Here is a 13,892-nt window from a genome sequence, read left to right on the forward strand (position 1 = left end):
AGAGGTTCTCCTGTCTGCTGACGATCACATGGCGAACTCGGTCGATCATTCGGTCGATGACACGGTTTGTCGATGTGTCGCTGCCATCACTCAAGTCAGCGTATCCGGTCACGTTTCGATCACCACGAGCGCCCACCGCCCCCGTCTACGACTTCCCTCCCCCAGCGGGCGCAGTCATGCCCGGGCGATACGGCATCACGGGCGGTATGTTCTTGATCACCTGATACGTCCTGACCTGTACCGAACCCACCGGAAGGCTCTCGTGCCGTGACGCGCCGCCGCCACCCGGCACGCCACGCGGCCCGAGGCACTCCACTCCCCGAGGTCACCGTGATGAGCACGCACATCCGTACGTCGTTCCCCTACGAGACGGCGCACGAGGACGTCCTGATCCCGCTGCCGGACGGGACACGCCTGTACGCGCGCGTGTGGCGGCCGGTCACCGACGAGCCGGTCCCGGCGCTCCTCGAATACCTGCCGTACCGCCTGACGGACTGGACCGCGCCCCGCGACTGGCAGCGCCACCCCTGGTACGCGGGGCACGGCTACGCCTCGGTCCGGGTGGACGTCCGCGGGCACGGCAACTCGGAGGGCCTGCCGGCGGACGAGCACGCGCAGGTGGAGGCGGCCGACGGGGTCGAGGTCGTCCACTGGCTCGCGGCCCAGCCGTGGTGCAGCGGGCGGGTCGGCATGTTCGGCCTCTCGCGGGGCGGCTTCGACTCCCTCCAGGTCGCGGCCCTCGCGCCCGAGCCGCTCAAGGCCGTGGTCGCGGTCTGCTCGACGGACGACCGCTACGACAACGACCGGCACTACCTGGGTGGTTCCGTCCTGGCCTGCGACCTGCACGGCCGGGCGGCGGCCATGCTCGCCTTCGCCTCCCGGCCGCCGGACCCGCGCTACGTCGGTCAGGTGATGTGGCGCGACATGTGGGTGGGACGGCTGGAGGCCGTGACCCCCTTCGTCCACACCTGGCTGGAGCACCAGACGCGGGACGCCTACTGGCGGCGCGGCAGCGTGCGCGAGGACTACGGGTCGGTCAGGGCCGCGGTGCTCGCGGTCGGCGGCTGGCACGACCCGTACCGGGACACCGTCCTGCGCCTGGTCGAACACCTTCCGGCGGACCGCGTACGCGGGCTGATCGGCCCCTGGTCGCACCAGTACCCCGACCGGGGGCTGCCGCCCGGCCCGGCGATCGGCTTCCTCCAGGAGACGCTGCGCTGGTGGGACCACTGGCTGAAACCCGGCCCCGACACCGGTGCCGCCCCGGCCGGGGGCGCCACCGGTGTCCTGTCCGAACCGCTCCTGCGCGCGTACATCAGCGACTCGCACGTCCCGGCCACGGTGTACCCGGCCCTGCCCGGCCGTTGGGTCGGGGAGGACGCCTGGCCCTCGCCGTCGGTTACACCGGTGTCGTACGCGCTGCGGGGTGTGCCCGTGCCGGTGCGCTCACCGCTGCACACCGGGCTGGACGCCGGACGCTTCCTGCCCCTCGGCAACGACGCCGACCTGCCGCCGGACCAGCGGGACGAGGACGCGAAGTCGGCGTGCTTCGAGTTCGAGGTGCGGGAGGAGACCTGGGTGCTGGGGCGGCCGAGGGTCCGTCTGCGGCTGACCTCGCCGGTGCCGCGCGGGCAGGTGATCGCGCGGCTCTGCGACGTGTTCCCGGACGGAGCGTCGACGCTCGTCACGCGCGGCGTACTGAACCTCTCCGCCCGCGAGGGCACGGACCGGGCGGTGGAGTGGCCGCCCGGCGCGACCCGGGACGTGACGTTCGAGCTGAGCGGCATCGGTCACGCCTTCCCGCCGGGGCACCGCATCCGGCTCGCGGTCTCCTCGGCGTACTGGCCCTGGGTCTGGCCCCAGCCGGGCTCGGACGCCGGCTTCACGCTGCACCCGGACGGCAGTTCGCTCGAACTGCCCGTACGCGCACGGGAGTCGGACCCCTCGATCACCTTCGAGGAGCCGGAGGAGTCGGAGCCGCTGGGCGCGGTCGTCCCGGCGACTCTGGACGAACCCCGCCCACAACGGCTGGTCGTGCGCGATGTCGCCGCGGGCACCTGGCGACTGGAGGTGGACCCGGGCCTCGGCGGCACTCGCGTGTACCCCGACGGCCTCGAGGTCACGGAGGACGCCCTGGAGACGTACACGACCGGCCAGCGTGATCCCCTGTCCGCCCGCACCCGCTCGGACTGGTCGATCCGGTTCCACCGGCCGGACACGTCCTGGGACGCGCGCGTGGAGACCCACTCCCAAATCACCTGTGAGGCGGGGGAGTTCATCACCTCGGACGAGGTGATCTGCCGGGACGGGGACGAGGTCGTCTTCCACCGGACGTGGGAGAGGCGCATCCCGCGCACGGCGGGCTAGAGCCCGGCGGGACTCGGCCCGGCCCGGCCCGCGGCGTCTCCCCCTCGGCGGCCCGCCCGGCGACCTGCCCGCCCCCGTCCGGCGACCACCCGCTCCCGCTCCGGCTCCGGCTCCGGCTCCCGGCTCCCGGCTCCCGGCTCCCGGCTCCCGGCAGCCCACCGGGCCACAGCGCCGCCGGGCCACCGCGCCGCCCGACCTCCGGACCGGAGCCAGTAATGCCCGAGTTGCCTGCTTTGAATCCCCTTTCATGGGGCTTGTTGGCGTGAAATGGGTCACGCTCAAATCGATCTTTTGGCCGGTCCGGCCGGACAAGTCTCCCTTTGCTAAAGGCAAGTTGAGTTTCACGTTCCGGTCTAATCGGACCATTTCCCCCCTGGCCAGAGGTAGATCAAATGCCTTGCCAGGGGAAATCGGGCCTTGTTTCGGACATGTGCTCTCGCATACGTTCACGTCGATCCGAGCGGACCCGCCTAATCCTGCCGCGCTCGGTGACCCCACCCACCCACGCACGGCAGGAGCGGGGGACCCAGGTAAGCCGCCGGTCCGGATCACCGGAACGGCTCGGGGTTAAGTCGCATGTCACCGTGCGGCCGGGCACCTCCCAGCCCGAACCCGACAGCTCACCTCGCAGGCATCGGAGAGGAAGAGTTTCGCCATGGCCGTTCGAGGCAAGCACCGTCGTCCCGGAAACAACGCCCTCACCCGCGGGCTCATCGCCGCCGGAACGGGCGGAGCCGCACTCGCGATCCCCCTCGTGGGCGCCACCGTCGCGCAGGCAGCGCAGCCGACGCAGGCCGTCCGGTCCGTGCCGGCCGCGGTCCCGCAGGTCCAGCTCGTCACCTACAAGGTGGCCCTGGGCGACACCCTGGCCAAGATCGCGCGAGAGCACACCAAGAACAGCGACTGGAAGAAGCTGTACGAGGCCAACCGCGCGGTCATCGGCAGCGACCCGTCGCTGATCCGCCCGGGCCTGAAGCTGACGGTCGGCACGAAGACCGTCAAGGGCGCCGCGACCGGCACCACCACGGCCGCCAAGTCCGTCGTCACCCCCGCGTCCGCGAAGACGTACGCGAACAACCTGGACGGCTGGATCAGGGAAGCCCTGGACATCATGTCCCAGAAGGGCATCCCGGGCAGCTACGACGGCATCTACCGCAACATCATGCGCGAGTCGTCGGGCAACCCGCAGGCCATCAACAACTGGGACTCCAACGCGGTGGCCGGCACCCCCTCCAAGGGTCTCCTCCAGGTCATCGACCCGACCTTCGCCGCGTACCACGTGGACGGCACCTCGATGGACCCGTACGACCCCGTCGCGAACATCACGGCGGCCTGCAACTACGCGGCCGACAAGTACGGTTCGATCGACAACGTCTTCGGCGCGTACTGATCACCGTACGGGCCCGCGCGTACTGAATTCCCGCGCGCGGGGCCCCGCCTACCGGGCCCCGTGCAGGACCGTGCCGGGCGCTCCCCGCCCGACGGCGTCCGCCGTTCCCCGGTCCCCAGGGCCGGGGAACAGCCGTTCCAGGACGACCGCGATGCCGTCCTCCTCGTTCGAGAAGGTGATCTCGTCCGCCACCGCCCTGAGTTCGGGATGGGCGTTGGCCATGGCGACACCGTGGGCGGCCCAGTCGAACATGGGGATGTCGTTCGGCATGTCGCCGAAGGCGATCGTGGCCGACGCCGACAGACCGAGGTGCCCGGCGGCGAGCGCGAGGCCCGTCGCCTTGGTCACGCCGCATGGCTGGAGTTCGACGGTGCCGGGTCCCGACATGGTGACGGTCGCCAGGGAACCGACCGTCGCCCTGGCCGCCGACGCCAACTCGTCGTCGGACAGGAAGGGATGGCGGAGCAGCACCTTGCTGATCGGCTTGGCCCAGAGGTCGTCGCGCCGTAGCACCCGCACCGCGGGCAGCGTCGGGTGCGGCATGAGGTAGCCCGGTTCGATGAGCGTGAGCCCGTCCACCCCGTCCTGGTCCACGGCGGCGAAGACCTGCCCGACCTCGGCCTCGATCTTGCCGAGCGCCGTCTCGGCCAGCTCCCGGTCCAGGGTCACCGACCACAGCAGACGGCCGGCCCCGGCGTCGTACAGCTGCGCGCCCTGGCCGCACACCGCGAGCCCTGTGCCGCCGAGTTCGTCGAGCAGCGGGCGCACCCTCGGCGCCGGGCGTCCGGTCACCACGAGATGCCGACCGCCCGCCTCGGCCACCCTCGCCAACGCGGCCCGCGACCGGTCGGAGAGCGTGTCGTCGCCGCGCAGCAGCGTTCCGTCCAGGTCAGTGGCGATGAGTGAATATGCAGTCGGAGCGGCCATGATCCGAAGAATACGGATCCCGCGCCCCAACGGCCCGGCGGGAACCGGACGACGTCCGGTATCCCGGCAGCAACGCCGGCCCCCCGTAAGGGATCACGCGCCGCGCATCACCGGGTCCGTACGAAGCGGCCGTCGTGGGCGCCTGCGCCGGAAGGCGGCAACGCCCCGCCCGACACGGCTCGACGGACATTGCGAACTCTTCGGACGCGGTGCGCGGTCCGTCACGGGACCTGCCTCCGCTCGCCTCTCCCACGTAACGTGTGCCGCGACCACCTGGAACGCGTGGAACACATGGATCGACGCGTGACACACATGGATCACTGGCGAGCACGAAAGCGAGGCAGCACCCGATGCCCCCCTTCGACGTCCCCGAGGGCGACCCCTTCGGTCCGCACAATCTTCCGTACGGCGTGTTCTCCCCAGCGGGTTCCGGCGGCTCCGCGGAGGGGTCAGGCCGTGCTCCGTCCTCCGGTGCGCGACGGGTGGGCGTCCGGCTCGGCGACCGCGTGCTCGACGCGGGCGCCGCGGCACGGGCGCTCGGCTCCCCCTACGAGACGCTGCTCGCGCGGCCGACCCTCAACCCCCTGCTCGCCGCGGGCCGCACCGCCTGGTCGGACGTGCGGCGCGCGCTCACCGCGTGGGTGACGGTCCCGGCGCACCGGGAGACGATCGAGCCGCTGCTGTACCCGCTGTCCGAGGTCACCCTGCACCTGCCCTTCGAGGTGGCGGACTACGTCGACTTCTACGCCTCCGAGAACCACGCCCGCAACGTCGGACAGATCTTCCGCCCGGACGCGGAGGACTCCCTCACCCCCAACTGGAAGCACCTCCCGATCGGTTACCACGGGCGGTCCGGCACGGTCGTCGTGTCGGGGACCGACGTGATCCGTCCGTCGGGCCAGCGCAAGGCACCCGCGGACGCCGCGCCGGTCTTCGGCCCGTCCGTCCGCCTGGACATCGAGGCGGAGGTCGGCTTCGTCGTCGGCGCGCCCTCCGAACAGGGCACCTCCGTCCCCCTGTCGGCGTTCCGCGACCACGTCTTCGGCCTCTGCCTCCTCAACGACTGGTCGGCGCGCGACATCCAGGCCTGGGAGTACGTCCCGCTCGGCCCCTTCCTCGGCAAGTCGTTCGCCACCTCGGTGTCGGCGTGGATCACCCCGCTCGACGCGCTGGAGGACGCGCGGGTGGCGCCGCCGGAGCGCACGCACCCGCTGCTGCCCTACCTGGACGACGCCTCGGAGGACCCCGGCGGCTACGACCTGCGGATCTCCGTCGCGATCAACGGCCATCCGGTCTCCGAGCCGCCGTTCTCCAGCATGTACTGGACGGCGGCGCAGCAGCTGACGCACATGACGGTCAACGGGGCGTCCCTGCGGACCGGCGACCTGTACGGCTCCGGGACGGTGAGCGGTCCCACGGAACGCGAGCGCGGTTCCCTGCTGGAGCTGACCTGGAACGGCCGCGACGCCCTCGAACTCCCCGACGGCACCCGGACGTTCCTGGAGGACGGCGACGAGGTGACCCTCACGGCCTGGGCGCCGGGGCCGGGCGGGACCCGGGTGGGCCTCGGCGAGGTGACCGGCAGGGTCGTACCGAAGAACTGACCCCGGCCGGTCGCGGCGGGGCGCGTCCTGCCCGCCCGCCGCCGCTACATCCAGTCCTCCGGCTCCGGCTCCTCGTCCATCTCGGGCCAGTCCGGGTCGGGGGCACCGGCAAAACCGGAGCGCCGGCCGGAGTCAGGGCCCGGTGCGGAACCGGAGCCCCGGCCGGAGTCCGGGCCGGGCTCCGCACCGGAGTCCGGGCCGGCAGCGGCAGCCGTCGCACCCGGGCCGGGTTCGGCGGCCGGAGCACCGCTCACCGAGGCGAGCGCCGCGAGGACTCCCTCCCCGTACGTCGCCAGCTTCTTCTCGCCGACGCCGCTGATCCCGCCCAGCTCCGCGACCGAGGCCGGCGCCGCGGTGGCGATCTCCCGGAGGGTGGCGTCGTGGAAGATGACGTACGCCGGGACGCCCTGCTCCTTCGCCTGGGCCGCGCGCCAGGAGCGCAGCGCCTCGAAGACGGGGACCAGCTCGGCGGGCAGCTCGGCCACCGCGGCCTTGGACTTCTTCTCCCCCCGGCCGGAACCGGACCGGGACGTGACCGGCTTCGGCGCCTCCTTGCGCAACGGCACCTGGCGCTCGCGCCGCAGCACCGTCCCGCTGGCCTCGGTCAGCACCAGCGTGCCGTAGTCCCCCTCGACCGCGAGCAGGCCCTGGGCCAGCAACTGCCGGACGACACCGCGCCATTCGGACTCCGAGAGCTCCTCGCCGATGCCGAACACGGACAGCTGGTCGTGGTCGAACTGGATCACCTTGGCCGTCCGCCGGCCCAGCAGGATGTCGACGATCTGGACCGCCCCGAACTTCTGCCCCCGCTCCCGCTGCAGCCGGACGATCGTCGAGAGCAGCTTCTGCGCGGCAACCGTGCCGTCCCAGGTCTCCGGCGGGGCCAGGCAGGTGTCGCAGTTGCCGCAGCGGTCCGCCTGGGGGTCCTGGCCGAAGTAGGCGAGGAGCTGGGAGCGCCGGCACTGGACGGTCTCGCAGAGCGCCAGCATCGAGTCCAGGTGGGCGGCCGCCCGGCGGCGGAACGCCTCGTCGCCCTCGCTGCCCTGGATGAGCTTGCGCTGCTGCACCACGTCCTGCAGCCCGTACGCCATCCAGGCCGTGGACGGCAGTCCGTCGCGGCCCGCGCGGCCCGTCTCCTGGTAGTACCCCTCGACGGACTTGGGGAGGTCGAGGTGGGCGACGAACCGCACGTCCGGCTTGTCGATGCCCATGCCGAAGGCGATGGTCGCGACGACGACGAGCCCCTCCTCCCGGAGGAAACGCGACTGGTGCGCCGCGCGGGTGCCCGCGTCGAGCCCCGCGTGATAGGGCACCGCCTCGATCCCGTTGCGCGAGAGGAACTCGGCCGTCTTGTCGACCGAGTTGCGCGAGAGGCAGTAGACGATGCCCGCGTCGCCCGCGTGCTCCTCACGCAGGAAGGACAGCAACTGCTTCTTGGGATCGGCCTTGGGGACGATGCGGTACTGGATGTTGGGCCGGTCGAAGCTCGCCACGAAGTGACGGGCGTCCGGCATGCCCAGACGCTGGGTGATCTCGCGGTGCGTCGCGTGGGTGGCCGTCGCGGTCAGCGCGATGCGGGGGACGTCGGGCCAGCGCTCGCCCAGCAGGGAGAGGGCCAGGTAGTCGGGGCGGAAGTCGTGACCCCACTGGGCCACGCAGTGCGCCTCGTCGATCGCGAAGACGGAGATCTTCGCACGCGACAGCAGATCCAGCGTGCCCTGCAGGCGCAGCCGCTCCGGGGCCAGATAGAGCAGGTCCAGCTCCCCGGCCAGGAACTCCGCCTCGACCACGCGCCGCTCGTCGAAGTCCTGCGTGGAGTTCATGAACCCGGCGCGCACGCCGAGCGCCCGCAGCGCGTCCACCTGGTCCTGCATCAGCGCGATGAGGGGGGAGACGACGACCCCGGTGCCCGGTCTGACGAGGGCCGGGATCTGGTAGCACAGGGACTTGCCGCCGCCGGTCGGCATGAGGACGACGGCGTCACCGCCGTCGACCACGTGGTCGATGACGGCTCCCTGCTCGCCGCGGAAGGCCTCGTACCCGAAGACCCGGTGGAGCGTGGCCAGTGCCTCGCTCGCCGCCGGTCCCGCCGTCACGTCCGCTCCGGTCACCACAGCTGTCCCGCCCATCCCGCTCATCGCCCGTCGTCCCCCGTATGTCGTGCTTCGCCCACGACAGCCACCATAGGGCTCCGCACCGACAGCCCCGGGAGTTGTCCACAGGCTGCGACCGTTCCGTTCCGTTGCGCCACGCACCTGCGTTCCACGAACACCGCGGCGCGGCGCACGCACGGGCGGCCGCGGTCCTCTGTACTTCCGTACGCGCGCGGTCCTGGGCCTCCGTACGCGCGCGGGCCCCGGTCCTCCGAGGGGAGGCCGGGGCCCGGCACGTACGCGGTCGCTCTAGCGGACGAAGACTCCCGCCTGGCCCGCCAGGTCCAGGAAGTACTGGGGCGCCACACCCAGCACCAGCGTGACCGCCACGCCGACCGCGATAGCCGTCGTGGTCAGCGGCGACGGCACGGCGACCGTCGGACCCTCCGGGCGCGGCTCGCTGAAGAACATGAGCACGATCACCCGGATGTAGAAGAAGGCCGCGATCGCCGACGAGATCACACCGACCACGACGAGCGCGCCCGCGCCGCCTTCCGCCGCCGCCTTGAACACGGCGAACTTGCCCGCGAACCCGGATGTCAGCGGGATACCGGCGAAGGCCAGCAGGAAGACCGCGAACACGGCCGCCACCAGCGGGGACCTGCGTCCGAGGCCCGCCCACTTGGACAGGTGCGTGGCCTCGCCGCCCGCGTCCCTGACCAGGGTGACGACCGCGAAGGCGCCGATCGTCACGAACGAGTACGCGCCCAGGTAGAAGAGCACGGAGGAGACACCGTCGGGCGTCGTCGCGATGACACCCGCGAGGATGAAACCCGCGTGCGCGATGGACGAGTACGCGAGGAGCCGCTTGATGTCGGTCTGGGTGATCGCGACGATCGCGCCGCCCAGCATGGTGACGACCGCGACGCCCCACATGACCGGCCGCCAGTCCCAGCGCAGGCCCGGCAGGACCACGTACAGGAGGCGGAGCAGGGCGCCGAACGCGGCCACCTTGGTCGCCGCCGCCATGAAGCCGGTGACCGGGGTGGGCGCGCCCTGGTAGACGTCCGGGGTCCACATGTGGAACGGCACCGCGCCGACCTTGAACAGCAGCCCCATGACGACCATCGCGACGCCGATGAGCAGCAGCGTGTCGTTGCCCATGGTGCCGGCGAGCGCGGGATCGACGTTCTGCACGGTGCCGTCGACGACCTGCGCGACCGTCGCGTACGACACCGAGCCCGCGTAGCCGTACAGCAGGGCGATGCCGAACAGGGTGAACGCGGAGGCGAAGGCGCCGAGCAGGAAGTACTTGACCGCGGCCTCCTGCGACAGGAGCCGCTTGCGGCGGGCCAGGGCGCACAGCAGGTACAGCGGGAGCGAGAAGACCTCCAGGGCGACGAACAGCGTCAGCAGGTCGTTCGCCGCCGGGAAGACCAGCATGCCGCCGATCGCGAAGAGCAGGAGCGGGAACACCTCGGTGGTGGTGAACCCGGCCTTCACGGCGGCCTTCTCGCTGTCGCTGCCGGGCACGGACGCGGCCTGCGCGGCGAAGGAGTCGACGCGGTTGCCGTGCGCCTCGGGGTCGAGCCGCCGCTCGGCGAAGGTGAAGACGCCGAGCAGTCCGGCCAGCAGGATCGTGCCCTGCAGGAAGAGGGCGGGACCGTCGACGGCGATCGCGCCCATGGCGGCGATGTGCGCCTTCGTCGTGCCGTACCCGCCGGCCGCGAGCGCCACGACCGCGGCGAAGGCGGCGGCGAGCGCGACGACGGACAGGAACACCTGCGCGTAGTAGCGGGACTTGCGAGGCACGAACGCCTCGATCAGGACCCCGGCGACAGCCGCCCCGATGACGATCAGGGTGGGGGACAGCTGCCCGTATTCGATCTTCGGCGCGTCGATCTTCGAGATCGGGTCGGCCGCGGTTGTCCACAGGCTGTGGACGGCTACTGCGCTCACTTGGCCGCCTCCACCTCGGGCTTGGGGTCCTTCTTGTGTACATCTGACATGGTCTGCTGCACCGCCGGGTTCACGATGTCGGTGAGCGGCTTCGGGTAGACGCCCAGGAAGATCAGCAGCGCGATCAGCGGGGTGACGACCAGGAGCTCACGCACCCTGAGGTCGGGCATCTCGGCGACCTCCGCCTTCACCGGGCCCGTCATCGTCCGCTGGTAGAGGACGAGCGTGTAGAGCGCGGCGAGGACGATGCCGAAGGTGGCGATGATGCCGATGACCGGGTAGCGCGAGAACGTGCCGACCAGGACCAGGAACTCGCTCACGAAGGGCGCGAGTCCGGGCAGCGAGAGGGTCGCCAGGCCGCCGATCAGAAACGTGCCCGCGAGCACCGGGGCGACCTTCTGCACTCCCCCGTAGTCGGCGATCAGGCGCGAACCGCGCCGCGAGATCAGGAATCCGGCCACCAGCATCAGGGCGGCGGTCGAGATGCCGTGGTTGACCATGTAGAGCGTCGCGCCGGACTGTCCCTGGCTCGTCATCGCGAAGATGCCGAGGATGATGAAGCCGAAGTGCGAGATCGACGCGTACGCCACCAGCCGCTTGATGTCCCGCTGGCCGACCGCGAGCAGCGCCCCGTAGATGATGCTGATCAGCGCCAGGACGAGGATGACGGGCGTCGCCCACTTCGAGGCCTCCGGGAACAGCTGGAGGCAGAAGCGCAGCATCGCGAACGTGCCGACCTTGTCGACCACCGCGGTGATCAGCACGGCGACCGGGGCCGTGGCCTCGCCCATGGCGTTCGGCAGCCAGGTGTGCAGCGGCCACAGCGGCGCCTTCACCGCGAAGGCGAAGAAGAAGCCGAGGAACAGCCACCGTTCGGTGCTCGTCGCCATGTCCAGCGTGCCGGCGGCCCGGGCCTCTGCGATCTCCTGGAGTGAGAAGTTCCCGGCGACCACGTACAGACCGATGACGGCGGCCAGCATGATCAGGCCGCCGACCAGGTTGTAGAGGAGGAACTTCACGGCGGCGTACGAGCGCTGCGTGGCCGCCGCCGCGTCGCCGTGCTCGTGGGCCCGGTCCCCGAAGCCGCCGATGAGGAAGTACATCGGGATCAGCATGGCTTCGAAGAAGATGTAGAAGAGGAAGACGTCGGTGGCCTCGAAGGAGAGGATCACCATCGCCTCGACGGCCAGGATCAGGGCGAAGAAGCCCTGGGTCGGCCGCCAGCGGCTGCTTCCGGTCTCCTGGGGGTCGGCGTCGTGCCAGCCGGCCAGGATCACGAACGGGATCAGCAGGGCGGTCAGCGCGACGAGCGCCACCCCGATGCCGTCCACGCCCAGCTCGTACCTGACGCCGAAGTCGGCGATCCAGGAGTGGGACTCGGTGAGCTGGTACCGGTCGCCGCCGGGTTCGAAACGGACCAGGACGATCGCGGCCAGGACGAGCGTGGCGAGCGAGACGAACAGCGCCAGCCACTTGGCCGCGACGCGACGCGCGGCCGGCACCGCGGCCGTGGCGATCGCCCCGAGGGCCGGGAGCGCCGCCGTCGCTGTCAGCAGGGGAAAGACTGTGTTGGATCCAGACATTCGGTATCAGACCGCCCTCATCAGCAGGGTCGCGGCGATGAGGACCGCCGCACCGCCGAACATCGAGACCGCGTACGAGCGCGCGTAGCCGTTCTGCAGCTTGCGCAGCCGTCCGGAGAGGCCGCCGACCGAAGCCGCCGTGCCGTTGACGACGCCGTCGACCAGGGTGTGGTCGACGTACACCAGGGAGCGCGTGAGGTGCTCCCCGCCGCGCACCAGCACGACGTGGTTGAAGTCGTCCTGGAGCAGGTCGCGCCGGGCCGCCCGGGTGAGCAGGGACCCGCGCGGGGCGACCGCCGGGACGGGCCGGCGGCCGTACTGCGCGTACGCGACGGCTACGCCGACGACGAGCACGGCCATCGTGGCGAGGGTGACCGTGAGGGCACTGACCGGCGAGTCGCCGTGCGAGTGTCCGGTGACCGGCTCCAGCCAGTGCAGGAAGCGGTCGCCGATGCTGAAGAAACCACCGGCGAAGACCGATCCGAAGGCCAGCACGATCATGGGGATCGTCATGGACTTCGGCGACTCGTGCGGGTGCGGCTCGGCGTGCTCGCCGCGCTCCTCGGCGGCGGGCTCCACGCTCGGCTCGGCCGGGGACGGCGTCGGCGCGTCGCGCCAGCGCTCCTCGCCGAAGAACGTCATCAGCATCACGCGCGTCATGTAGTACGCGGTGATGGCCGCGCCCAGCAGGGCCGCGCCGCCGAGGACCCAGCCCTCGGTGCCGCCCTTGGCGAACGCCGCTTCGATGATCTTGTCCTTGGAGAAGAAGCCGGACAGGCCGGGGAAGCCGATGATGGCGAGGTAACCGAGGCCGAACGTGATGAAGGTGACCGGCATGTACTTGCGGAGGCCGCCGTACCTGCGCATGTCGACCTCGTCGTTCATGCCGTGCATGACCGAACCGGCACCGAGGAAGAGGCCGGCCTTGAAGAAGCCGTGCGTCACCAGGTGCATGATCGCCCAGACGTAGCCGATGGGGCCGAGGCCCGCGGCCAGCACCATGTAGCCGATCTGCGACATGGTCGAACCGGCCAGCGCCTTCTTGATGTCGTCCTTCGCGCAACCGACGATCGCACCGAACAGGAGCGTGACGGCACCGACGACGGTGACGACCAGCTGCGCGTCCGGCGCGGCGTTGAAGATCTCTCCGGAGCGGACGATCAGGTACACGCCCGCGGTCACCATGGTCGCGGCGTGGATGAGGGCGGAGACCGGGGTCGGGCCCTCCATCGCGTCGCCGAGCCAGGACTGGAGCGGCACCTGGGCGGACTTGCCGCAGGCGGCGAGCAGCAGCATCAGGCCGATGGCCGTCAGTTTGCCCTCACCGGAGTCGTCCACGCTGTTGAGCACCGGCCCGAAGGCGAAGGTCCCGAAGGTCGTGAACATCAGCATGATGGCGATCGACAGGCCCACGTCGCCGACGCGGTTGACCAGGAAGGCCTTCTTCGCGGCGGTGGCGGCGCTGGGCTTGTGCTGCCAGAAGCCGATCAGCAGGTACGAGGCGAGGCCGACGCCCTCCCAGCCGACGTACAGCAGGAGGTAGTTGTCGGCGAGGACGAGCAGCAGCATCGCCGCGAGGAACAGGTTCAGATAGCCGAAGAAGCGGCGGCGGCGCTCGTCGTGCTCCATGTACCCGATCGAGTACAGGTGGATCAGCGAGCCGACACCGGTGATCAGCAGCACGAACGTCATCGACAGCTGGTCGAGCTGGAAGGCGACGTCCGCCTGGAAGCCCTCCACGGGCACCCAGCTGAACAGGTGCTGGGCCATGGCCCGGTGCTCCTCGTCCTGCCCCAGCATGTCGGCGAAGAGGACCGCGCCGATCACGAAGGAGGCGGCCGCGAGGGCCGTGCCGATCCAGTGCCCGACGGCGTCCAGCCGCCGGCCGCCGCACAGCAGGACGGCCGCACCGAGCAGCGGCGCCGCTACCAGCAGCGCAATCAGATTCTCAGCGTTAGTCACGGTTCAG

8 protein-coding genes and 1 riboswitch are annotated in these 13,892 nt (G+C 71.0%); of the genes, 3 read left to right on the forward strand and 5 right to left on the reverse strand.

Translation table 11 applies throughout. The annotated features are described in order from the left end of the window. Nucleotides 1-333: 333 nt before the first annotated feature. Nucleotides 334-2,367, forward strand: coding sequence for a CocE/NonD family hydrolase (locus tag AC069T_RS01785; protein WP_478780795.1), 2,034 nt, complete (start codon nt 334-336; stop codon nt 2,365-2,367). A gap of 489 nt (nt 2,368-2,856) precedes the next feature. After that, nucleotides 2,857-3,016: riboswitch (cyclic di-AMP (ydaO/yuaA leader) on the forward strand. A 6-nt stretch (nt 3,017-3,022) separates the two neighbouring features. Continuing rightward, on the forward strand, nt 3,023-3,757 hold the full coding sequence (locus AC069T_RS01790) for a LysM peptidoglycan-binding domain-containing protein (protein WP_478780796.1): 735 nt from the start codon (nt 3,023-3,025) through the stop codon (nt 3,755-3,757). Nucleotides 3,758-3,805: 48 nt separating this feature from the next. Here the strand turns inward: AC069T_RS01790 and AC069T_RS01795 are convergent, their stop codons facing one another. After that, nucleotides 3,806-4,684 carry an HAD family hydrolase gene (locus tag AC069T_RS01795; protein WP_478780797.1) on the reverse strand — a complete coding sequence of 293 codons (879 nt, stop codon included), beginning with the start codon at nt 4,682-4,684 and terminating at the stop codon, nt 3,806-3,808. A 350-nt stretch (nt 4,685-5,034) separates the two neighbouring features. On the opposite strand from AC069T_RS01795, the gene fahA reads away from it, so the two are divergent. Next, entirely contained in the window at nt 5,035-6,288 is a 1,254-nt protein-coding gene (gene fahA, locus AC069T_RS01800; protein WP_478780798.1) for a fumarylacetoacetase, read from the forward strand. 44 nt (nt 6,289-6,332) lie between these two features. Here fahA and recQ read toward each other — a convergent pair whose 3' ends face one another. The 4 genes from recQ to nuoL all read right to left on the reverse strand — a co-directional run bounded on the left by recQ (nt 6,333) and on the right by nuoL (nt 13,885). Beyond that, on the reverse strand, nt 6,333-8,417 hold the full coding sequence (gene recQ / locus AC069T_RS01805; RefSeq protein WP_478780841.1) for a DNA helicase RecQ: 2,085 nt from the start codon (nt 8,415-8,417) through the stop codon (nt 6,333-6,335). A gap of 273 nt (nt 8,418-8,690) precedes the next feature. Beyond that, the gene (gene nuoN, locus AC069T_RS01810; protein WP_478780799.1) at nt 8,691-10,340 is read right to left on the reverse strand and encodes an NADH-quinone oxidoreductase subunit NuoN; all 1,650 of its coding nucleotides are present in this window, start codon (nt 10,338-10,340) and stop codon (nt 8,691-8,693) included. Continuing rightward, nucleotides 10,337-11,923, reverse strand: a complete 1,587-nt coding sequence (locus AC069T_RS01815; RefSeq protein WP_478780800.1) for an NADH-quinone oxidoreductase subunit M — start codon at nt 11,921-11,923, stop codon at nt 10,337-10,339. Before AC069T_RS01815 ends, nuoN begins: the two co-directional genes overlap by 4 nt. Nucleotides 11,924-11,929: 6 nt before the next feature. Next, entirely contained in the window at nt 11,930-13,885 is a 1,956-nt protein-coding gene (gene nuoL, locus AC069T_RS01820; RefSeq protein WP_478780801.1) for an NADH-quinone oxidoreductase subunit L, read from the reverse strand. Between the last annotated feature and the right edge of the window lie 7 nt (nt 13,886-13,892).

Source organism: Streptomyces sp. NPDC043867 (assembly GCF_056435845.1).